General features: G+C 41.1%; 23 protein-coding genes, 2 tRNA genes and 1 rRNA gene. All 26 read right to left on the minus strand.

Features of this window, described 5'->3' with window-relative positions; all coding sequences use genetic code 11:
- Positions 1–101, minus strand: a 16S ribosomal RNA gene (locus PQ511_RS21975); the annotation flags it as partial.
- Positions 102–535: 434 nt separating this feature from the next.
- The gene (gene lysS, locus PQ511_RS21980; RefSeq protein WP_273854075.1) at positions 536–2,029 is read right to left on the minus strand and encodes a lysine--tRNA ligase; all 1,494 of its coding nucleotides are present in this window, start codon (positions 2,027–2,029) and stop codon (positions 536–538) included.
- 369 nt (positions 2,030–2,398) lie between these two features.
- Positions 2,399–2,611, minus strand: coding sequence for a helix-turn-helix transcriptional regulator (locus tag PQ511_RS21985; RefSeq protein WP_273854076.1), 213 nt, complete (start codon positions 2,609–2,611; stop codon positions 2,399–2,401).
- Positions 2,563–3,087 (minus strand): 2-amino-4-hydroxy-6-hydroxymethyldihydropteridine diphosphokinase, encoded by a 525-nt coding sequence (gene folK, locus PQ511_RS21990; protein ID WP_273854077.1) that lies wholly within the window; start codon positions 3,085–3,087, stop codon positions 2,563–2,565. The genes PQ511_RS21985 and folK overlap by 49 nt, the downstream gene beginning before the upstream one ends.
- Positions 3,080–3,445 carry a dihydroneopterin aldolase gene (folB, locus tag PQ511_RS21995; protein ID WP_273854078.1) on the minus strand — a complete coding sequence of 122 codons (366 nt, stop codon included), beginning with the start codon at positions 3,443–3,445 and terminating at the stop codon, positions 3,080–3,082. Before folB ends, folK begins: the two co-directional genes overlap by 8 nt.
- Positions 3,446–3,461: 16 nt before the next feature.
- A complete protein-coding gene (gene folP / locus PQ511_RS22000; RefSeq protein ID WP_420541748.1) occupies positions 3,462–4,277 on the minus strand; it encodes a dihydropteroate synthase in 816 nt (271 codons plus the stop codon).
- 75 nt (positions 4,278–4,352) lie between these two features.
- The gene (gene pabC, locus PQ511_RS22005) at positions 4,353–5,207 is read right to left on the minus strand and encodes an aminodeoxychorismate lyase (protein ID WP_273854079.1); all 855 of its coding nucleotides are present in this window, start codon (positions 5,205–5,207) and stop codon (positions 4,353–4,355) included.
- Positions 5,198–5,782 carry an aminodeoxychorismate/anthranilate synthase component II gene (gene pabA / locus PQ511_RS22010; RefSeq protein WP_273854080.1) on the minus strand — a complete coding sequence of 195 codons (585 nt, stop codon included), beginning with the start codon at positions 5,780–5,782 and terminating at the stop codon, positions 5,198–5,200. Before pabA ends, pabC begins: the two co-directional genes overlap by 10 nt.
- 18 nt (positions 5,783–5,800) lie before the next feature.
- A complete protein-coding gene (locus PQ511_RS22015) occupies positions 5,801–7,189 on the minus strand; it encodes an anthranilate synthase component I family protein (protein ID WP_273854116.1) in 1,389 nt (462 codons plus the stop codon).
- Between the two features lie 240 nt (positions 7,190–7,429).
- The gene (gene cysK, locus PQ511_RS22020; RefSeq protein WP_273854081.1) at positions 7,430–8,356 is read right to left on the minus strand and encodes a cysteine synthase A; all 927 of its coding nucleotides are present in this window, start codon (positions 8,354–8,356) and stop codon (positions 7,430–7,432) included.
- An 87-nt stretch (positions 8,357–8,443) separates the two neighbouring features.
- The gene (gene hslO / locus PQ511_RS22025; RefSeq protein WP_273854082.1) at positions 8,444–9,325 is read right to left on the minus strand and encodes an Hsp33 family molecular chaperone HslO; all 882 of its coding nucleotides are present in this window, start codon (positions 9,323–9,325) and stop codon (positions 8,444–8,446) included.
- Positions 9,326–9,523: 198 nt separating this feature from the next.
- Positions 9,524–10,309, minus strand: a complete 786-nt coding sequence (locus PQ511_RS22030; RefSeq protein WP_226660118.1) for a type III pantothenate kinase — start codon at positions 10,307–10,309, stop codon at positions 9,524–9,526.
- Between the two features lie 192 nt (positions 10,310–10,501).
- Positions 10,502–12,445: an ATP-dependent zinc metalloprotease FtsH gene (gene ftsH / locus PQ511_RS22035; protein WP_273854083.1), complete on the minus strand. Its 1,944-nt coding sequence runs from the start codon at positions 12,443–12,445 to the stop codon at positions 10,502–10,504.
- A gap of 70 nt (positions 12,446–12,515) precedes the next feature.
- Positions 12,516–13,055: a hypoxanthine phosphoribosyltransferase gene (gene hpt / locus PQ511_RS22040; RefSeq protein ID WP_098445932.1), complete on the minus strand. Its 540-nt coding sequence runs from the start codon at positions 13,053–13,055 to the stop codon at positions 12,516–12,518.
- Positions 13,056–13,076: 21 nt separating this feature from the next.
- On the minus strand, positions 13,077–14,462 hold the full coding sequence (tilS, locus tag PQ511_RS22045; RefSeq protein ID WP_273854084.1) for a tRNA lysidine(34) synthetase TilS: 1,386 nt from the start codon (positions 14,460–14,462) through the stop codon (positions 13,077–13,079).
- A gap of 91 nt (positions 14,463–14,553) precedes the next feature.
- Entirely contained in the window at positions 14,554–15,528 is a 975-nt protein-coding gene (locus PQ511_RS22050; RefSeq protein WP_273854085.1) for a protein kinase domain-containing protein, read from the minus strand.
- Positions 15,497–16,225, minus strand: a complete 729-nt coding sequence (locus tag PQ511_RS22055) for a VWA domain-containing protein (protein WP_273854086.1) — start codon at positions 16,223–16,225, stop codon at positions 15,497–15,499. The genes PQ511_RS22050 and PQ511_RS22055 overlap by 32 nt, the downstream gene beginning before the upstream one ends.
- A 60-nt stretch (positions 16,226–16,285) precedes the next feature.
- A complete protein-coding gene (spoIIE, locus tag PQ511_RS22060; protein WP_273854087.1) occupies positions 16,286–18,745 on the minus strand; it encodes a stage II sporulation protein E in 2,460 nt (819 codons plus the stop codon).
- A 492-nt stretch (positions 18,746–19,237) separates the two neighbouring features.
- Positions 19,238–19,312, minus strand: a tRNA-Glu gene (locus PQ511_RS22065).
- A 12-nt stretch (positions 19,313–19,324) separates the two neighbouring features.
- Positions 19,325–19,401, minus strand: a tRNA-Met gene (locus PQ511_RS22070).
- Positions 19,402–19,613: 212 nt separating this feature from the next.
- Positions 19,614–20,093: a S1 domain-containing RNA-binding protein gene (locus PQ511_RS22075; RefSeq protein WP_273854088.1), complete on the minus strand. Its 480-nt coding sequence runs from the start codon at positions 20,091–20,093 to the stop codon at positions 19,614–19,616.
- A 74-nt stretch (positions 20,094–20,167) separates the two neighbouring features.
- Positions 20,168–20,551, minus strand: coding sequence for an FtsB family cell division protein (locus PQ511_RS22080; protein ID WP_273854089.1), 384 nt, complete (start codon positions 20,549–20,551; stop codon positions 20,168–20,170).
- Positions 20,552–20,563: 12 nt separating this feature from the next.
- Positions 20,564–21,154 (minus strand): spore cortex biosynthesis protein YabQ, encoded by a 591-nt coding sequence (gene yabQ, locus PQ511_RS22085; protein ID WP_273854090.1) that lies wholly within the window; start codon positions 21,152–21,154, stop codon positions 20,564–20,566.
- On the minus strand, positions 21,151–21,459 hold the full coding sequence (gene yabP, locus PQ511_RS22090) for a sporulation protein YabP (protein WP_273854091.1): 309 nt from the start codon (positions 21,457–21,459) through the stop codon (positions 21,151–21,153). Before yabP ends, yabQ begins: the two co-directional genes overlap by 4 nt.
- Before the next feature lie 126 nt (positions 21,460–21,585).
- Entirely contained in the window at positions 21,586–21,846 is a 261-nt protein-coding gene (locus PQ511_RS22095; protein ID WP_098445923.1) for an RNA-binding S4 domain-containing protein, read from the minus strand.
- 15 nt (positions 21,847–21,861) lie between these two features.
- Positions 21,862–23,319, minus strand: coding sequence for a bifunctional methyltransferase/pyrophosphohydrolase YabN (gene yabN / locus PQ511_RS22100; RefSeq protein ID WP_273854092.1), 1,458 nt, complete (start codon positions 23,317–23,319; stop codon positions 21,862–21,864).
- Between the last annotated feature and the right edge of the window lie 3 nt (positions 23,320–23,322).

The raw sequence follows: 23,322 nt of genomic DNA on the forward strand, positions 1-23,322 counted from the left end.
CCGCTAAGATCAGGGAGCAAGCTCCCATCTCTTCGCTCGACTTGCATGTATTAGGCACGCCGCCAGCGTTCGTCCTGAGCCAGGATCAAACTCTCCGATAGAAAGCTTAATCTAGCTTTTAAAACATTTTGTTTCCGTAGAAACAACTACTTACATGGCGTTTCGTTCAGTTTTCAAAGAGCAATTCGTTTCTTTCAATGTCGTTTTCAGCGACTTTATTAATATAACATATTAACTCAGTTGGCGTCAACAACTTTTTTGAAATTGTTTTTCGTGTTAACCGCGTTGTTGCGGCGACCTATATAACTATATCAGGCTCTTAATCGTTATGCAACCCTTTTTTAATCTTTTTTTAAAAAAGATAGATAACCCATTATTTCTGTTTTTTATGCTGTTTAACCATGACTAATCAATTTTAACTTCAATCTCTTCTCTACTAATTAGCCCCCCTACTGCAGCATTACTATATGGCCCCTGGATAAGAAAGAAACAAAAAAAGAATGAAGTTCGATAAACGAACTTCATTCTAAGTCTTCTATCGTTCTGTATTTCTCATTTGTGGAAACAGAAGAACGTCTCTAATAGAAGGAGAATTAGTAAGAAGCATTACGAGACGATCAATTCCAATACCAAGCCCGCCGGTTGGTGGTAGTCCATATTCCAGCGCTTCGATAAAGTCGTGGTCCATCATATGGGCTTCGTCATTTCCTTGCTCCCGCTCTACAAGCTGAGCTTCAAATCGTTCTCTTTGATCGATTGGATCATTAAGCTCTGTAAATGCGTTAGCGTGCTCACGAGCTACAATAAATAACTCAAAACGATCGGTGAAACGACCATCTTCAGGGTTTTTCTTGGCAAGTGGAGATATTGCTACCGGGTGACCATAAACAAAAGTAGGTTGAATCAATGTATCTTCTACTTTCTGTTCAAAGAATTCATTTACCACGTGACCAAACTCCATTGTCTCTTTCACGTCCACTCCATGCTCTTTGGCAAGGCTACGTGCTTCTTCATCCGACATTTCTTTCCAGAAGTCGACACCTGTTACTTCTTTAACCGCATCGACCATATGCACTCTCTTCCACTCTGGTTCAAGATTGATTTCCTCATCACCATACTGGATTGTTGTAGATCCTGTTACTTCTTTTGCGATATGAGCAACCATTTCCTCGGTTAAGGTCATGACATCTTTATAGTCAGCATAAGCTTCATAAAGTTCAAGCATTGTGAACTCAGGGTTATGTCTTGTCGATACGCCTTCGTTTCTAAACACGCGCCCGATTTCATAGACACGTTCCATGCCACCTACAATCAAACGCTTGAGATGAAGCTCAATAGCAATACGCATGTATAGTTCCATATCAAGAGCGTTATGGTGAGTAACGAAAGGACGAGCTGAAGCCCCACCTGGAATAGAATGCATCATTGGTGTTTCTACTTCAAGAAAACCTTGATCATCCAGGTAGCGTCTCATTGATTGGATGATACGACTTCTTGCAATAAACGTTTCTTTTGATTCTGGGCTCATAATTAAATCAAGATAACGCTGACGATAGCGCTGTTCTACATCTTTTAAGCCGTGAAATTTATCTGGTAATGGACGTAGTGATTTAGATAGCAAATGTAGTTCACTAACTTTTACAGAAAGTTCTCCAACTTTTGTTTTAAAAGCCTCACCGCTAACGCCGATGATGTCACCAATATCCATTGAATCAAAAAGTTCGTATTGCTCATCACCCACAGTATCTTTTCGGATATAAAGCTGGATTTGACCAGTTAAATCCTGAATATGTGTGAAACCAGCTTTTCCTTTTCCGCGCTTAGTCATAATTCTACCAGCTAACGAAACAGTCTTATTCTTTTCAGCTAGTTCTTCTTTAGTAAAAGAATCAAATTCTTCTAGCATTTTGCTCGCAGTATGAGAACGATCAAAACGGTGTCCAAACGGATCAATATTGTTCTCTTTTAGAACGTCAAGCTTTTCTCTTCTTACTCTTAGAAGGTCATTTAATTCAAGCTCCTGACTCATCTCTATCACTCCTGTCAAATCTATGTTTATCCCGCTATAACTTTATCGGAAAGCACTATGAATAGCAAGCATTCCCGTGTAGAAACCTGTATGACAAATGCGCCGGGTGTATCATTATAAATATGAAGAAAACTGCCAGTAACCATTACTGACAGCCCACTATTTCCTAGATGTAGTATAGGAAATGCTAGTTAGAAAGTCAAACCGCCTGTTTCAATATACTTAAATGTATAATACCCGCGATCCTCTAGTTGCCTTATCTACTCATTTCACCATTTTGATGGTCTTTAGTCGCGTAATAAAACGAACCGCTAGATGACAAACACCATTGGGCTTGTACACTCATTCAATATACCTTACCTCTATTTTTTATTTGTGCTCTAATGGAAAAAGTTCTTCTAGTGATACCTTAAGCTTCTCTGCTACTGATTCCATTAATTTTGTAGTAGGCTTTCGGTTCCCTCGTTCAATCTCTCCTAGCACAGAAACCGATACGCTTAATTCTTTTGCAAGTTGTTCTTGCGTATAACCTTTTAACTTTCGAAAAGCGCGAATACGTCTCCCGTAGATTTCCGCTTCCATAGACGTACACCTTCTTTATCTTCTATATGATTAAAATAGGAATCAATTCTTTTATTTGTGGTAGGGATAACAATATCCGGACTCAGTTCATGAAGAGGAATCAGGACAAATCCTCTTTGAAGAAGCCGAGGATGTGGGACAACCAGGCCCTCAGCTACAATATTTTCATGATTAAAGAGCAAAATATCAAGGTCTATGGTTCTTGGCCCCCACCTGATATCACGCTCTCTTCCAAGAGATTGTTCAATTCCCTGGAGAATCTCAAGTAGCTGAAAAGCATTCATCTCTGTTTCTAGCAAAGCGACCATATTAAGAAATGCATCTTGCTCTGTCATACCAATAGGGGCTGTTTCATATAAGGAGGATGTTGAAGTAATCTGTACTCCTGGGTACTCTTGCAACCTTAATAATGAGGTGTGAATATAACTCTCTCTATCTCCGATGTTAGAACCAATCCCAATATATACACTATTCATTTCGTTCCCTCTTCATTTCGATCGCAACAGAGTCATAATGACCATCTATTGGGGGATCTGGCTTAATCACTTTAATTGTACATGCACGGACGATTTCAAATTGTTGAAACATCTTACCTGCGATTTCCTCAGCTACTGTCTCAACTAATTTTCGAGGCGTTCCTTCTACAATTCCTTTAATGACATTGTAAGCATCTGCATAATTCACTGTATAGTTTAAATCATCTGATTGACTAGCTTTCGAGAGATCTGCTTCTAGCGTCAGATCTACATAGAAACGTTGTCCGAGTTTGTTTTCTTCAGGGAACACACCGTGGTACCCGTAGAATTTCATTCCGTTCAGGTAGATTTTATCCATCTTATTCACTCTCCTATCAATTGAGATGTGGTTTAAGCATTGCATCCATCATCTGGGCCATTCGCGCCATCGGCTTTACGTCGTGAACTCGAATGATTTGTGTGCCTCTCTCAATTCCGAGACAAATCGTTGCTCCAGTCCCTTCGACCCGATCATCTGCTGGCGTGTTTAATGTTTTGGCTACGATAGATTTTCGCGAGGTACCAAGTAACACTGGGTATCCTAATGCAGTAAATTCATTTAATCTCCTCATGACTTCAAGGTTCTGCTCATGTGTTTTTGCAAACCCGATGCCAGGATCAAGGATAATATTTTCGTCTTTTACGCCTGCTAAACGAGCAATTTCTATACTTTCTTCCAAATCAGCTTTTATATCCATCATAATATCACGATAATTCGTGTTATCACGATTATGCATCAAGATGATAGGGACCTTATGTTCTGCAGCTACTCGAGCCATATCAGGATCTGCCTTTGCTCCCCAAACATCATTAATAATGTCAGCTCCAGCTAGAAGTGCCTGATGAGCTACCTCGGCTTTATACGTATCTATAGAAATAGGAACCTCCACAGCGTGACGAACTGCTTTAATAACCGGGATAACGCGTCTGAGCTCCTCCTCCAATGGGACAGAGACAGCACCCGGACGAGTTGATTCTCCACCAATATCAATGATATCAGCGCCATCTTCAACCAGTTGAATAGCATGAGCAACTGCCTGTGATGTCGTATTGTATTCTCCCCCGTCGGAAAATGAATCTGGAGTTGTATTCAGGATACCCATAACCCAGGTTTTATCATTCCAGTTAATAAACTTATCTCGCCATTTCATCGTCATCGGATGGGCTTTATGCTTATCAATTACCGTTACCAAGCGGCTCACTCCTTTTCGTACATATGATCTTAGTTAGTATTCCTCTCGACTCATTAACGATGTCCGATGTTGTTCATATTGAAGGATGAGCTCGTTCGTCGCAGGGCCATGAAGACCCGGCAATGGTTTTTGTTCAATTTGAAACAACGGAACGATTTCTTGAACGGAATTTGTCACAAACGCTTCATCTGCTTCCAGAAGTGCTTTTTCTTTAAAGCTACCTTCTTGAACAGCAATCCCCATTTTCTTTGCAACATGCACAACAAACTGTCTCGTAACGCCATTTAAAATTCCCGTCGACAGCTCCGGGGTAAAAAGCGTACCGTTTTTAAACCAAAATAAATTCGAGACAATTCCTTCAGCAAGCATGCCGTTTTGTGTTAAGAAAATGCCTTCCACCGTAGGGTCGCTGCCTACTTCTCTTTTGGCAAGAATATTATTTAAATAATGATGTGACTTTAACCGATACTCACCCTCGGGTGAGTTACGCTTATGTGATAGAATGACACCACGCTTTGCCTTTCGAGAAGGGCTGCCGATTGCTTTCACAAAGATAATCACAGTTGGTTCTACGTAAGCATCAGTTTTAAGCCCAATTTCTCCCTCTCCGGCTGAAACGTTCAACCGGACATACGCATCCTTCATATCATTTGCTTGTATGGTTTGCTTTACCTGACAAAGAAGTTCATCGTACGTATAGGGAAACTGAATTTGAAGCATTTCAAGCGATTCACGCAGACGCTTGTAGTGATCGCAGAATAAAAAAGGATGACCTTCATAAGTTCGAAAGGTTTCAAACACACCGACACCGTATAAATAACCATGATCATATGCCGAGATAACTGCCTTTTGATCGTCAATTAGCTCCCCATTAATTGTTAGAAACATGGTTCTCTTCGATGTGTTTCAATAAAGTTTTTCAAAAGTGTTTTACCCGTGTTGGTCATAATGGATTCAGGATGAAATTGGACGCCTTCGATGGCAAGGTCTTTGTGACGAATCGCCATAATCTCACCCTCAACTGTCCATGCACTAATCTCGAAGCATTCTGGCAATGTTTCTTTTTTTACAATCAATGAATGATACCTCGTGGCAGTAAAGGGATTATCAAGGCCTTGAAAAATTGTTCTTCCGTCGTGATGCATCGGCGACGTTTTTCCATGCATAAGTCGATCGGCTTTTATAACATCTCCACCAAAAACCTGGGCAATGGACTGATGACCCAGGCATACCCCGAATATAGGAATGCTTCCAGCAAAATGTTTAATCACCGCCATGCTAATTCCCGCTTCATTAGGGCTGCACGGTCCAGGAGATACCATAATAAAGGATGGGTTGAGCTCCTCAATTTCTGAGATGGTTATTTCATCGTTTCGTTTTACGACTAGCTTTTCACCCATTTCTCCAAGATACTGCACCAAGTTATACGTAAACGAATCATAATTATCAATCATTAAGATCATTCTTTCTCCTCCTCTAAGCTATTCTCTGCTCGTCTCTTTTTCTTCACTTAACTCTTTTGCTTTCCATAGAGCCCTTGCTTTCTTTAATGATTCTTTGTACTCAGCTTCTGGATTAGAGTCAATGACAATACCAGCACCAGCTTGTACATGTGCCACGTTATCTTGTATCACCATTGTACGGATCGCGATGTTCAATTCCATATCATCATTAAAACCAATCCATCCAATAGAACCAGTGTAAACCCCACGGCGCACAGGCTCAAGTTCTTCAATGATTTCCATCGTTCTAATCTTTGGAGCTCCTGTAATCGTACCACCTGGAAAAGTAGCTTTAATTGCATCAAAAGCGGTTGCCTGCTTTGTGGAAATGCCACGTACATTTGAAACAATATGCTGCACGTGTGAGTACTTCTCAATCACCATAAATTCATCTACTTCAACCGTCCCATATTCACAAACTCGTCCAAGGTCGTTTCGCTCAAGATCCACAAGCATGACATGTTCAGCACGTTCTTTTTCATTTTCAATAAGCGTGCGCGCAAGTTGCCGATCTTCTTCATCATTTTTTCCGCGTGAACGCGTACCTGCAATTGGGCGTGTACTTAACGCTACACCCTTCTTCTTAATCAGAAGCTCAGGAGATGCACTGACAAGATCGAATGCCGCTGTATGAATAAAGGACATGTAAGGAGAGGGGTTAATGGTTCTAAGCGTTTCATATATCGAAATAGGTTTAGAGTGAAGTGTTCTGGATTCTCTAAGTGACAGGTTTACCTGAAAAACATCTCCAGCTGAAATATAGGTTTGTATCTTTTTAACGGCTGCTGAGAAAGCGTGCTGGTCCATTGAAAAAAGCCGACTCTCTTCTTTAGAAAAAGAAGAAGATTGGAATGGTTCGACTCCATATGGATCCATCCACTGCTGCTTATACGTTTTAAGGCGCTTCTTAGCTTGTTTTTCCTCACCTTGTTCCACCTGAGAAATGAACCAGAGTGTTTCTAATGAATGATCATAGACACCAACATCTTCATATACAATAAAGAAAAGTTCTGGAAGCTCTAAATCATTAGCAGCTAGCCGAGGTATATTTTCAATTTGACGAACGATATCATAACTAAGATACCCCATCGCACCACCTTGAAAGTCTGGCAAAGAGTCATCATTAACTGCCACATGGCGTTGCATCCATTCTTCCATCAACTCCAGCAAGTTACCTTCAAATGATTCAGACTCCTTTCCCTCCTCTTTAATCGTAAGAGAAGTACCGGATCCAATCAGCGAGGCAATCGGCTTAATTCCAAACATACTATACCGGCCACCACGCGTACTATCTAATAAAATATGCTCTTCGCGTTGTTCGGCGAATGACTTGTATCGTAAAAACCACTCATCTGCCTTAACATTCATGTTTTCATATAACGTATGACGTGCGATTTTCTCTAGTTGTTTTGGCAAACTTTTCACACCCTATCAAAAGCTTAAGCATAAGCTACTGCTCAGTTTATGCCTCTATTCTACATGAAGTTAACAAACGCTTCACCTTTTTTATGTTCCCCTAACATTTTAGAATACCCAATTAGAAATTCTTCCCTTCTCTCTTCCTGAAAATAGAAAAGCAGCCCATTGAAGGACTGCTTTTACGCTTTCTTATTCGTCGTCAAATTGAAATAGTGGTGTACTTAGGTACCGTTCTCCGTTACTTGGAATCACAGCAAGAACTTTCTTACCTTTGCCGAGTTTTTTAGCCACTTCGAGCGCTGCAAAGATTGCAGCACCTGAAGAAATACCGCCAAGAATCCCTTCTTCTCTCGCTGCCTTTCTTGCCCACTCAAAGGCTTGCTCGTTTTGAACTTGAATCACTTCGTCATAAACATCCGTATTCAGAACGGCTGGCACAAAACCAGCACCAATCCCTTGAATTTTATGGGGCCCTGGCTTACCGCCAGATAAAATAGGGGAGTCAGTTGGTTCTACTGCATATAGCTTGACTGATGGAAAGTGCTTTTTCAAAACTTCACCCGCACCGGTAATCGTTCCCCCAGTTCCAATACCTGCAACAAAACCATCAAGCTGATCCATCTGCTCAACGATTTCTTGACCCGTTGTCCGACGATGAACTTCAGGATTTGCTTCATTTTTGAATTGTTGGGGCATGAAATAACCATGTTCTTTTGCTAACTCCTCGGATTTGCGAATGGCTCCGCCCATTCCTTCAGATCCAGGAGTAAGAACAAGCTTTGCTCCGTAAGCTTTTAACAAGTTGCGTCGTTCCATACTCATCGTATCTGGCATAACAAGAACAGCCTGGTAGCCTTTTGCTGCTGCAACCATTGCAAGACCAATTCCCGTATTACCACTTGTAGGCTCAACAAACGTATCTCCCGGCTTTAATTCGCCTTTTTCTTCAGCCGCTTCAATCATTGCAAGTGCAATACGATCCTTTACGCTGCTTCCAGGATTCATAAATTCAAGCTTTAGATATACCTCTGCATGGTCCTCATTAGTGATGCGGTTAAGTTTCACAATAGGTGTTTGACCGATTAGATCTGTAATTGAATTTGCTACTCTCATCATCGCGCCTCCTCAAACCCGAGTGTTTTTATAGGGATTATCTTACTAAAAAGAATATCACCACTGAACTTAACTGTCAATTTGAACCTTTTATACCTTGCTTTCAGCGTATAATTCTTGAAGCTCTTCTTTTGAGAAATGATAGTGCGCATTACAAAAATGACAAGCTGTTTCCGCTTCTCCATCTTCCTCAATCATATTGCTGATTTCTTCTTTTCCAAGTCCCATAATTCCATTTGAAAAACGCTCTTTTGAACAGCTACACTCAAATTGTACAGGCATATTGTCGATGACTTTAATATTTTCTTCCCCGAGGAGGGCATTTAAAATCTCTTCTGGTGTTTTACCCGCTTCAATCAATTTGGAAATCGGCGGAATGGCTTCAATGCGTTTCTCGATAAAGCGAATGGTTTCCTCACCGGCACCAGGGAGCAATTGAATCATAAATCCTCCAGCTGCAAGGATTGTATTATCTGGATTCACAAGTACACCAACACCGACTGCAGAAGGAATTTGTTCGGATGTAACAAGATAATACGTAAAATCTTCGCCTAATTCACCGGAAACAATGGGAACTTGCCCTGTGAATTTCTCACGCATCCCAATGTCTTTCACTACAGATAGAAATCCATCGCGTCCTACAGCTTGCGCCACATCCAACTTCCCGTGTTCATTTAAATCAAAGTGAACGTGTGGGTTACTAACATATCCACGTGTTTCACCTTTTGCATTCGCATCAACAATGATGGCGCCAATCGGTCCGCCACCTTCAATTTTTACGGTGATTTTTTCCTCACCTTTTAGTCCAGTCGCGATCATTGTCGATGCTGTCATGGCACGACCAAGCGCAGCCGATGCAGTCGGCCAAGTATTATGACGGCGCTGTGCCTCTGCAACCATTTCGGTACTAGATATCGCATAAGCTCTCACATTGCCATCGAACGCAAGTGCTTTAATTAAATAATCATTCATTACTATATAGCTCCTTTCACTAGTGGGCCATTGCCCTCTTCCACGATACATCATTTTTTCATGAACTTCCATTATGAGAAACTAAGAGAAGACTCAAGGTGAACTATTGTGCGATAGAACACTCTTTTTTTATCTACAACTAAGTACCATTTACATTTTAATTTCCCCAAAAACTCAAAATGAAAAACGCATCCCGTTTTATCGGTATGCGTTTAGCTCTTCTTTGTTCTTATTATATATAAAATGTAGACCTTTCAAAGTTAAGAACGGATCAACAACATCAATCAGATCACATTCCTCTGCAATGAGGGAAGCCAGTCCTCCTGTCGCTATAACAGTAGGCTCTTTAGGAGAATGTTTTTTCATACGAGAAACAATTCCTTCAACCTGACCAACATACCCGTACAGCGTCCCACTCTGCATTGCACTCACCGTATTTTTCCCAACAATATGGTTTGGCTTTGCAATTTCAATACGAGGAAGTTTCGCTGCATGCATGTAAAGCGCTTCTGTTGATATGTTAATGCCCGGCGCAATCGCTCCACCAACGTACTGTTTTTGTTCATCAATATAGCAATAGGTTGTCGCCGTACCAAAATCAACAATAATAAGTGGCGCACCGTAAAGATGAATGCCAGCTACTGCATTGACGATCCGGTCGGCTCCCACTTCTTTTGGATTATCATACTTTATATTGAGGCCTGTCTTAATTCCAGGACCAATCACTAATGGTTTGTGATGGAAATATTTCTGGCACATTCGCTCAAGAGCGAACATGATCGGAGGCACAACGGATGAAATGATAATGCCTTCTACGTCATCAAACGAAAGTTCTTCATGAGAAAAGAGGCCTTTAATAACCATTGCGTATTCATCTTCTGTCTGCTTCCGGCTTGTCCCCATTCGCCAGTGATGCTTTAACTCTTCACCTTCATACACACCGAGAACAATATTTGTATTTCCTACATCAAGCACAAGTATCATATTATCACCTTATTAAAAAAATTTAACTTCAGTCATGCTCTCTATAGTTATACCACACATTGGAATCAAAAACGAAGAACTTTTTTGAGAGCGTTTACTTTAAGGTGGTAATGGAAAAGAGATTTAGCCTCCATCCCTATAAAGAGATAAAAAAGCAGGATGTCATTAATGACATCCTGCTTTACCAACACGTTACTCTTGCTCTTCCTTTGTTTCAGGGTTCTCAGGAGTTTCTTCCTTCTTAGAGATGTTTACTTTCACATCTTCAGAGCTACCAGTTGCATGGTGACCCTCAGGAAGTTTTCCATCTTCAACAAGCGAGCGAATCTGTTCAGCATCAAGCGTTTCAATATCTTTTAGCGTTTCAGCAACAAGATTTAACTTATCCTGATTTTCTAAAAGAATGTCACGACAGCGAGCATACGCTGATTTGATGATACTTTGAACTTCTAAATCAATTTCATTGGCAAATGAATCACTATAGTTCTGATCATTTTGGATATCACGACCAAGGAATACATTTCCTCCTTGACCTGAACCAAACTGCATCGGACCTAGCTTTTCACTCATGCCATATTCCGTAACCATGCTACGGGCAATGGCTGTTGCACGTTGGAAGTCATTACTTGCGCCGGTACTTGCTTCACCGAATGTAATTTCTTCTGCTACGCGACCACCGAGTAAACCAATAATTTTATCAATCAGCTCTGGTTTCGTCATTAAGTAACGATCTTCCTTAGGAAGTGTTACAGCGTAACCACCAGCCTGTCCTCGAGGAACAATTGTAACTTTATGAACAATATCGGCATTATCGAGCTGTGTACCGATAATTGTGTGACCTGCTTCGTGATAAGCAACGATGTTTTTCTCTTTTTCGGAGATCACGCGGCTCTTCTTAGCAGGACCAGCAATAACGCGGTCTGTCGCTTCATCAATATCGTTCATATCGACCTTTTTCTTATTATGACGAGCAGCCACTAGAGCAGCTTCATTCAATAAGTTCTCAAGGTCAGCACCAGAGAATCCTGGCGTACGCATCGCGATTGTTTTCAAATCAACTTCATCGCTTAGCGGCTTGTTACGCGCATGGACGCGAAGGACAGCTTCACGACCATTTACATCTGGACGGTTTACCGGGATTTGACGGTCAAATCGTCCTGGACGAAGAAGCGCCGGATCCAGAATATCAGGACGGTTTGTAGCTGCAACAATGATAATACCTTCATTAGCACTAAACCCATCCATTTCCACAAGTAGTTGGTTAAGCGTTTGTTCACGCTCATCATGACCACCACCAAGACCTGCGCCACGTTGACGACCAACTGCATCGATTTCATCGATAAAGATAATACACGGTGCGTTCTTCTTCGCATTTTCGAATAGGTCACGTACTCGAGAAGCACCAACACCTACGAACATTTCTACGAAATCAGAACCAGAGATTGAGAAGAACGGTACGCCTGCTTCACCAGCTACTGCTCGTGCAAGCAATGTTTTACCTGTACCCGGAGGTCCTACGAGTAGAACACCCTTCGGAATACGAGCACCGACTGCAGCGAACTTTCGAGGATCCTTTAGGAATTCGACAACCTCAACAAGCTCTTGCTTTTCTTCATCAGCACCTGCAACGTCTTTAAATGTAACTTTCTTTTTCTCTTCGCTGTATAACTTCGCTTTACTCTTACCAAAGTTCATCACACGGCCACCGCCGCCTTGAGCCTGGTTAAGAAGGAAGAAGAACAGAATGAAGATGATTACGAAAGGAATGATACTTGTTAGAAATGTAACCCACCCGCTTTGTTCAGGGGCTGGCTCTGTTGTTAACTCTACATTTCCTTCGTCAGCTGCAGTTAAAATATTCTCTACAGCTCTTTCTGAGTCAGGTACATTCGTAACGAATGTATTAGCATCTTCGCTATCTTCACCGCCACCAGCTAATTTACCAGTAACCGTGTAAACCCCGCGCTCAGGTTGTAACGTTAATTCTTGAATTTCACCATTATTCAATTTGGACTGAAATTCGCCGTAATCGAGGACATTCGTGTCATTATTTGTTCCATTAAAGAAACTGACAACACCTACTACGACGAGGAAAATTAACAAATAAAATATTGTATTTCGGAAGATACGATTCATTCCTTACCTCCTCCCACGAACAGGAAACCATAGATTATCTTACCATACTGGCACAACTGACTACAACAAATTAACCTTGATAAATCTCGGGTTTGAGAATCCCGATAAACGGAAGATTACGATACCTTTCAGCGAAATCAAGACCGTATCCAACAACGAACTCATCCGGAACAATAAACCCTGCCACATCAGGCTTCAGATCAACTTTTCGTCCAGTTGGTTTGTCTAGAAGTGTTACAATCTTAATCGACTTTGCTTTACGGTATTTTAGAAGGTCGATCAGATAGCTCAACGTTAACCCGCTATCGATAATATCTTCGAGAATGAGGACGTCTCGTCCTTCTACCGAAGTATCTAGATCTTTAATGATCTTTACTTCTCCAGAAGAAACCGTTGAGTTTCCATAACTTGAAACATCCATAAAGTCCATCTCAAGGTGACAAGTCATACGCTTTGTTAAATCACCCATAAAAGGCATTGCACCTTTAAGGACGCCAATTACAAGCGGAAAGCGATCCTCATATTCATCCGAAAGCCGTTTCCCTAACTCGCGGCATTTCTCTTGAATCTGTTCTTCACTAATTAATGTTTCTTGAATTTCGTTTAACATCAGTAGTATTGCCCTCCCAACCTATGTAAGTGTTTTTTTCTCATAGTGCAGATGCACAAGCTGATTCTTTCTTGCAGACAGTGTTGCCTTTTCAGAACGGGTAACTCCAGCGACCCAGATGATTTGACCCGTTACATCCTCAACAATTGGCCAGACATCTCGTTCTGAACGGTCTATTTTACGGTCGATAAAAATATCTTTTACCTTTTTCGTCCCTATCATGCCTTTTGGCTGAATTCGATCACCAGGACGCCTTGAGCGCACCACTGCTGGAAGCAGCTGTTCCTCGATAATGAGATCATTTCCCGTTAGTGATTGTGGAACTGCCTCAATTGGAACGGCCGTAATCATTCCATGTGGCGTATCCACAGAACCCCATAAAGGGAGATGATACGTATACGGTTCTGGTGGCAAAAAGGTTTCAAAAGAAAAATAACAGGTGGTATAAGATTTTACCGCCCTCAATTCCAGGGGTAAATTAAGGGAAGCAGAAGGGTGCTCAGAATCGAGCATTAACCGCAAATCCTCAATATGTATAGAAGAAAAAGGAGCATTGCCTGTATAAAGATAGTTTAATATTAGATGAATCACTCTTCTTTGTAAAGGAATAGGGAGGCATTGGTACGCCTTGTTGTCCATCTTCACAAATTTGTCATTTTGATCAAGGATGACTTTGTTTAATTGTTGCTTAGCTAACTCCATTAAAAACCGCTCATCATCTTGCGTTCGTTCGCTATAGAGTTGATATCTCTTGTGAACATTTGGGTTCTCTTCTTTAAGAAAAGGGAGCACGTGATGACGGAAGCGATTCCTCATATAGTTATCCCTTTTATTGGAAGGGTCCTCTCTATAACCCAACCCGTAATCACTACAATAATGCAAGAGTTGTTCTTTTGTTACACCTAAAAATGGTCGAATGATAGAACCAGTTGAAAACGGACGTCTGACAGGAATGCCCGCAAGTCCTGAACCGATACTTCCATGAACTTGTCTCATAAGCATGGTTTCAATTTGGTCGTCTCCGTGATGAGCAAGTGCAAGAGCATTTGCCTGATAGGTACTCATCACCTCTTGAAAAAAGTGATAGCGACATTCTCTAGCCGCTACTTGTGTTGAAACCTGATGTTGCTCTTTATACTCGTTTACATCAATCGATGAAGCTTCAAAGGTGATACCTTCCTGCTGGCAGAAGCGCTTCACGAAAGCTAAATCTTGAGCCGATTCCTCACCACGGAGATTATGATCGACATGCGCAGCAACAATTGTTAGTCTGAAAGAGGGCGCAATTGTGCCCAAATAGTGAAGCAACGCCATTGAGTCTGGCCCTCCAGAAACTCCCACAACAACTGTATCCCCACTGTTAATTAGTTCATGCTTATGAATAAATTGGTCGACATCTTGCAACAACCTTTGTCTTCCTCTCACTTCCTGCTTGAATTAAACAGTTTTTCATTTTAGTACTATTAACCTAACCCAAATGATTTCAAACATTTCTTTTCTAAAAAATGTGACCAACTAAGTATAAAGTATAGAAGAATAGAAGGAAAGCAACGAGAAGAACGGTTTCAACCCATCCAGTACGCTTTTTCTTTGCTTTTGGACGAGTTTGACGTGCAGCAACTCGAGAATGACTAGAGTTTACCTTATTTTTACGCACATTTGTTTTCTCTCCTTGTAGGAGTGCAAAAAGTTCCTGTCTCATTTCAGAGGCATAACCGTACTTTCCAAGCAAAGCCTTTCGAAGAATTGGTTTATATTCCTTTAATAGTTGACTACTCTCAATCTTATTCATCAAATAATGTTCTGCGTCTTTTTTTGGACGATCAAAGCGCTTCGGATAGCCCGCATTCAGAACAATCATGGCTACCGAAAACAAATCATAAGAAGGCTCTGCTACACGATTGCCTAGCCCCCAATAACCGCGGTCAAAAAACTCCGTAAACTCCTTAACAGACCTTCCCATTGGGGTCGTTCCTCCCACATCCAGCCACCTCACAGTAGGGGGCGAGCCTTCCACTAGAAGATTGTCAGGCTTTAGATCGCCGAATACCCACCCTTCTCGATGAAGGGCAGAAAGATCGCGAAGCAATTGAAGCATTAGGATTCCAATCCACTCTTTCCCTCTTCGATTAATAAAAGTAAAAAGTGGCTCCCCATCAATATATTCCATCACATAGAAAGGAAATTTCTTTCCACTCCTTTCCCAATCATCGATCTCATAGAAAAACGGCCCAAGAACTGTTCCCTGGACCATTGAAAGCTGTTTTAGAACATTTACCTCTGACGTAATGGACATACTGTCAGTACCGATCTTTAAAGCTACTCGTCCTTTAACGGAGTCTGCTAAATAGACAGTACCAAGAGCTCCACTCCCTAATTTTTTCATAATTTGATAGGTTTGCTTATTCCATTTCCCGCTAATGGTTGTTCCACGGGGAACATCAGCTACTTGATTCTTCGATGTACCCGTCATCTAATAGCCCTCTCTTTGAACGTTTTTTCTGATAAGCATCAATGGCTTCTTTTAATGCGGGACCAGTTGGGGTAATACCGCCAGTTGTTAGTTTCGGGAAAATGGTGTGAATATCCTTGAGTATCGGTGTCCAATCCATCAGACGTTCTACTTGCTTTCGTTTCCCGGGAAATGCATAAAGTGCATACTCATTTTCACCAATTCTTGAATGTAAACTAATGGAAAGATCGAGCAGGGCATCTTCTACCGTTGGAAGCTTATGCTGCATACTCGCACTTGTATCAATCATAATTAACACTTCCAGGTCCATGGTTTCCCCCAGTTCGTCAACCACTTCGACTACCTGCCCCCGTTTATCAGGTGGTAAGTCTTCTATCTCTTTATCATGACCCAAAATCGACTGTAGTTCTTTGTGAATAAACCCTTGAATTGTCTGGGTCATTGCTTTACGTGTTACCATTTGCACCGTATGCGATAGCTGTTTCGCATAAACTAGCTGGTGGATGCCCCCGCCAGATAAAGCAATATTTTCAATTTCCTTCAATCCTTCTGTCCGCTCATTTTCATCAAGTACCCCTATTACATTAACAGTCATTCCATGTTCTCTTGCAAGAGCTGCCATAGCAACCGGATCTTCCCCCTGATTCGAACATCCATCTGTTATTAAAAGTATTTGCCGTAGTGTTCCTTTCTTCATCTGGACTCCTCCTTTTTTGCTGTTACAAGCATCGCCTTTAGGAGGAGAGTTTATACTTACCTACTGCGCCTTTTTCTTTCTGAAAGATGGGGCTGAATAAATTGGAATCGTTGACCATTTAGGGATGTTTCGCTTAATTCTTGCAACGACAATTGTCATATCGTCGTCAATTCTGCCATATTCCGTTCGGATCACCTCTTCCATAATAAGGTCCGCAATTTCCTGAGGCTTATCAGTGTCAAGCTCTCGAATCTTGCGTTTCATCCAGAATTCAGGGTTCTCTATATTTTTGACTCCTTCGTAAATACCGTCGCTCATCATAATTAGTAAATCGCCAGCTTTTAATTGCTCACTCACGACCTCAACATCAAATTCAGGAATAATCCCCATTGGTAGATTTCCTGATTCCACCATCATCACACGATCGCCTCGCTTAATAAAGCTCGGGATAGAGCCAATCTTGAGAAACTTAGCAGATGCATCTTGTAAATCAATCATCGCTAAATCTAGTGTAGAGAAAATTTCATCGGTATTTCGTAAAGATAGAACAGAGTTAACCGATTTAATCGCAACTGTTTCATCAATTCCAGAATGAAGAATTTTTTGGAGAAGTTGAATCGTTTCGGTACTCTCTTGGTGTGCTCTCTCCCCATTTCCCATTCCATCACTAATGGCAATGGCATATTTCCCTGCACCTAATTCAATGGTAGAATGACTATCTCCTGAAATCCAAGCTCCCCCTTTAGCTGCGTTTGCAACACCCGTTTCAATAACAAAATCTTTTGCAGATCCAAAGTAAAGGTGACAAGTATCGTGTTCGTGTTCAGCACAAATTTCTCTTTTAACAATGATGTTCTCCTTCAAAATGTCTGATAGCATTGGCGCAATTACTTTTTCTCCTTCTCCTCTTCCGCCACATGCTGGTATCTTCATCTCAATGTCTACATTTCCCTCATCTAGACTATAGATTTCTACCTGTCCTACTTCTAAACCCATACTTTGAATCGCATCCATAATTTGCTCTTCTTGTTGATGGAGATTATCACGCTCTTTTTGAATTTCTCTCGCAAAATCACCCATCACATGTGATACACCGCGCAGCTGATCTGCCACAATTTTTCGACTCTCACGAACCTGCTTTTTTAACAAGCGATTTGCGTGATAATGGCTCATCTCCTTCCCGATAATTTCAATGACTTTATTCGCCTTAATACAGTGTTTATCAAAGTCCCTTTTTAAGCTATAGTTTGTTAATTCAGTCGTTTGCTCAAGCTCTTCCATAATTCCTGTCATATACCCATAGGTAGCATCAAAATTCTTGGCCCAGCACGTTTCCTTCTTAAAACAGTTTTGACACGTTTTTTCCGTTACGTGGCTGAGAAAATAATCAACCTCGCGCTCAGACTGATCATCTGCTTGGAGGTCAGAATCTGTGAAACTACTTGAAAGCGCTTGAAATAAGCTTGAAAACTGTTCGACTCGATTGGCTGTAACGTCACGAACTTTACGTAGGTACTGCTGTTGTTCATTGGCATGCTCAACAGTGCCAGGAATGTATTTTGAAAGTTGGGAAGTTACTTTAGATGGGGTAAAGAAAAAGAGCAGTACAGCAATAACGGATTCCATTAGATTTGGATACAAAAATTCAGGACCGCTCCCGTACAGCGCAATTAATAATGTTCCAATCAGTAACCCCATCCCAACGCCAACTTTTCTCCCATCTTTCAGTAAACCACCTAGTAGTCCTGAAAACGCGAGCATACTCATTTGATAGAGGCTAGCTACATTAGCAAGTGCCAGGATCAATCCCGTTACGACCCCCACCGTTGATCCAATTGCCGCTCCTCCCACATAAGCGAAAATCAATACGAGGTACCGAGAAAGGATATTTTCAATCGAAAACCCATAAACCACCCAACCAATCGTTCCGGTTAACATCGTTGCAAGCAAAATAATAAAGCTAATAATCTCCTCATTCTTGAGAGCCTGCGTTCTTTTCTTAATAGAAAGAACCGGTATACTTTGAATAAAAATAATTGTTAGAATCATTCCAAGCGCACCTTCGACCACTGCTAAAATCCAATTTGTATTAGCTAAGGTTCGCTCTGTAAGTAAACTTAAAATCAACCTTCCAAGCATACTCGTAATAAATACAAGGACTGGCAACGTCTTTACGAGAGAAAGGGAAGATAATTTCACAAATCGATTAATAATAAGAAAAACAAGGATGCTACACATAATAAAAGCTGTGTTCTGCAAATTTGACGTAGAAACGGCTCCAGCTAGCAAGGCGGCGATAATCATAGGCGCACGTTCACGTCTTAGAAAAAATACAGCTCCAAAGAAAGGAATGGCGAAAGGGGTTACTTGTGTAAGAATGACGGCTCGTCCAAGCAAAAATCCGATGACAAACAAGAGTAGACCACGTTGAAAAAGAATCGTTTCTAATTTAATTTTTATACCATGAACCCATTTTCCCACCCTTGATTTTGACCTCTCCATGACTAATTCGCTTTGCATTCCCCCACCTGCTTTCATTCATTCTATTTGTTCACCGATCTGCTTGAAGCGGTTTGTGTAAATTATTAAACCACAATCAAATTTCGCTTTTTGTCAAAAAAAAGAAGTGATATGTTAAAAACTTCTCGACTTCTTTCAGGGAAGCTTGTCAATCAAATGTAGACAGAAGAAGAAATCTGTAATCAAGGTAGTGAATTCTTTCATCAAGATTGCGAAATTAATATACGAAAAATATAGCTTCATCCCCTTTTCCTTCATCTTTGAATCCAGAAAGATAAAAAGGTCGAAATGTTACAGATAAAAAAGAAAAGAAATGCGATAAAAGAGATAAAACGATGTACTTTTCTTCTTTTCTGCCACATATGGAAAGCATGATTTTCCAATTTGCCTAAACAAACTTAAAAAAGGCCCGACATTTAGATCATGTCGGACCTTCTCAGCAAACTTTGTATATTCTCAGCATTTATATGTATAATCATTAAATTTATAAGTTGGTGACCCGTACGGGATTCGAACCCGTGTTACCGCCGTGAAAGGGCGGTGTCTTAACCGCTTGACCAACGGGCCAATTTATAAAAATGGTAGCGGCGGAGGGGATCGAACCCCCGACCTCACGGGTATGAACCGTACGCTCTAGCCAGCTGAGCTACACCGCCATATGACTGTTGCTTTCTTAAGCACAAGTTATATAATACATTGCAGAAAAGTATGTGTCAACTTCTTTTTTATATTTTTTGCATATAAATTTGCAAAAAGGAATATGGTAAAAAGTTTCGAATGAGTTGCATGACTTGTTTTCCTTATCATAAACAAAACCAGCGTGTGCACGCTGGTTTTGTTTATAAATATCATTAGTAGACAACAAGCTCTAGCCGCGACGAGCGCCGCGACCACCTCGTTTTGACTCTGTTTGTTTCTTCAAAGTTGAAAGGCGGTCTTCACTGTCTTTAAGGAACTTGCTCATTTTATCCTCAAATGACTCTACCTGTGGACGTCCACCTCCGCGAGGCTTACCTTTGTAACCGCCGCCACCAGGTCTGCCACCGCCTTGCGGACGGCCTCCACCCTGTGGGCGACCTTGAGGACGACCCTGCGGGCGCTCAGTTGCTGGTCGATCTTTTGCTTTCTTAATCGATAAACCAATTTTACCGTCGTTTTCAACCTGGATGACTTTTACCTCAACCTGATCGCCAACTGAAAGAAAATCATTAATATCTTTTACGTAATTGTCTGCAACTTCACTAATGTGAACGAGACCTGTTTTGCCGTCTGGTAGTTCAACAAACGCGCCAAAATTTGTAATACCTGTTACCTTTCCCTGTAACTTGCTGCCTACTTCGATTGCCATGTAAAAAAAGCTCCTCCTTAAAATCTTTAAAAGATCAGTCGTACGCTAATTATACCCCTTCAAAAAACAACGTGTCAATTTGAGGAAGAGGGAAGCTTAAAGATTGTCTCGCCGGGTTTTGACATAAAGTAGTCTCTTCTAGCCAATTCACCAATATAATCAAGGTCATTAAGTTTCTCGATTTCTTCCGTTAAATATTTTTCTTGCTCTTTCAATTTCGTCAATTCTTCTTCAGCCTGCTTTTGCTGTACGTTTTTTTCTTCGATCGTTGCTGCCTGTGAAGTGAATACGGAGATAAATAGAATAGCTATGGCTAAAGCAGCTACCGCGAATGCAGTAAGACGTCGAACAAGACCTCTTTTTCTACGTTCCTTCACTTTATCCTGTAGCTGTTTCTCTTGATGGTATTCCGAATGAACTTCTGTAACTTTAGGCTTGTGCTTATTCGCAGTAACCAAGCTTTTCCCTCCTCACTTTCGTATTTTAGTTAACCATTGGTATATGTAGTTCTTTATTGTATCGGCAACTCCTGCTAATTTTGTTAGTGATGTCTGCACCTGTTGCGGTAGTAATCTCCATACTAACGAAATTACCCACTTTAACGGTACCCAAAAAACCTTAAAGATAAACCAAAAAATGGTTGTCATCATACTTACTATCATCATACATAAGCTAAATAAAACTTTCAATATCAACCTTATAGGCTTGTAGATTAGATAGAAAAACAGTGATCGGATCATCCGACTGGTTGCTAGAATCACTAAAATGATTCGTTCTAGCAATCGTCGATATAACGGTTGAAAAAGAGCCCTATAGGCTGAATAGCCACATAATATGGCTAAAAAGACATAAAACCGTATTGCCCCTTCATTAACAAGGTATAGAACATAAAAAATCAGAAGTCCTTGTAATAACCAGAAAACAACATCATTCGCATAAAGCCATACGTTTTTTTTTCTATTGGGATGAAGAAAACGGCTATAGGTATCCATGGCTATACCAAGCCACACTCCCATAGCCACCATGGCAACCATCGTATAGAATTGCACGGATAATGTCATTTGAATAGTTTGCTAAAGAACCCTTTAGCTTTTTCCCCTTCATGATGGTCGAGGTAGCTCAGATCAAAGATTTTCCCTTCAATTGAGACACGTCCTTGCTCCACATTTAAGTTTTTCATTTTCAAGTGCTGTCCTCTTATTGCAAGAAAGCCCATGGTGGTCTCTAGAAGAAATTCTTCATTATCAAAGCTATCGACATGCTTTACTCCTGTAATTTCAAGCGACTTACGTGACTTCATCACTAAATCATGTTCAGGTGTGTTTGAAGTTTTATCATATGTGCCGTACTCATAATAATTATCCATCGCTCTCCCCCTCTTCTCGATACATGTCTATGAGGAGGAGGTCTCTTTTAGAACAAGCCATGTTATGGGAAGAAACGTTGGCAAAAGACACCTCTTCCTAACAAAAAAAGACCCAATCGGGTCTTTTTATTCACCGGCTGCTTCTTCTTTTAAAATCGTAAACATGTTGTTGGCTTCTTCTTTCTTTGTTGTTTCTTTGATTTCATCCACTCGAGCCGTTACTTTTTTATGTCCGAATGAGATCACTAGCTCATCACCCGCTTTAACATTTGTCCCTGCTTTCGCTTTATTGCCGTTCACTTCAATACGACCCTTGTCGCAAATTTCTTTTGCGATAGATCGGCGCTTAATTAATCGTGATACTTTCAAAAATTTATCTAGTCTCATTTGTTTCAACGCTCCCTATTTAATTCCTTTTTGCTTTGCTTCCTCCCAAAATGAATCGAGTTCTTCAAGAGATAACTTCTCGATCTCAAGCCCTTTTTCCTTTACTCGCTCTTCAATATATTGAAAACGAGCAACAAATTTATGGTTTGTGCGGTGAATGGCTACTTCTGGATCAACTTTATAGTAGCGAGCTAAATTAACGAGGGCAAATAATAAGTCTCCAAGCTCATCTTCCTGATCACGAAACGTCTTATCATTGACAGCTTCTTTGAATTCAGCAAGCTCTTCTTGAATCTTCTCCCAAATGGGATCAACCTCATCCCAATCAAAACCTACTTTCGCAGCGGATTTTTGTAATTCATTGGCACGCATAAGACCAGGAAGACCCTTTTGAATCGTTTCAAACTGTGATGGTGTAGCATCCTTTTCCTGCTTTTTCACTTGATCCCACAGTCCGACTACCTCTTCAGCCGTTTGTGCTTCTTCATCTCCAAATACGTGTGGGTGTCGCCGAATCAACTTATCACTTAACTTCTCGATGACGTCATCGACTGAAAACATTCCTTCATCTTCACCGATTTGAGCATGTAAAAGGACTTGAAGTAAGACATCCCCTAACTCCTCAGCAAGGTGCTCATCATCCTGGTCGTCAATTGCTTCTAATACTTCATACGCCTCTTCGATTAAATATTTTTTTAAAGATTCGTGTGTTTGCTTTTGATCCCAAGGACAGCCTCCTGGACCGCGCAGCCTTGCGATGACATGCCGCAGCCATTCAAAATCCTGATATAAAAGCTTTTCATCTTTTACAGGTGGAACGTACACTGCCGTCAAATTATTGACTTCCATGGAACGATCCAATTCGAATAATGGGACAGACATTAGTTTCTCTTCCTGACTTCCCGCTGCTTGCAGGATAGTCACCTGGTAATCATCAGGTAGAAGATCCATTAACGTTAATTTTACACTTGAAGCAGTAAACTGGTCATAAACTTGTACAAAAATTAAATGATTCCGCACTTGAACCTCAGATTTTGTGAACCGTGTGGCATCAAGAATCTGACATCCTTCAATTGGATCAATTCGGACGGCAGTAAATAGAGCATCTAGAAAACTTTGCCCTCCTGCGACACTCACTTCGACGTCGTGCTTTGCTTGTTCCTCTAACAGGAGCTGTACAGTTGCCTCAGCCATCATCGGATGGCCTGGCACAGCATAAATAAGAGAGCCATGCTGTGCCTCCTCGAAGAGACGATCCACAATCGTGCGGTACGTCTCCTCGAAAGAATCATTCTTTTCATAAACATCATCAAAGCCCGTCACGATAAGTCCCTCACTAATTAATTCCCTAAGGACGGGATGGTCAATCGTTCTCGCAAAAATTCGTTCAGCTGTCTGAAGCTGACGATAGCTACCGAGAGAGAGCTGAGTAAGGTCACCCGCTCCTGTGCCAATAATCGTAATTTTAGTCATCAC

The sequence above is a fragment of the Guptibacillus spartinae genome, assembly GCF_028610625.1.
Lineage (GTDB): Bacteria > Bacillota > Bacilli > Bacillales > Guptibacillaceae > Guptibacillus > Guptibacillus spartinae.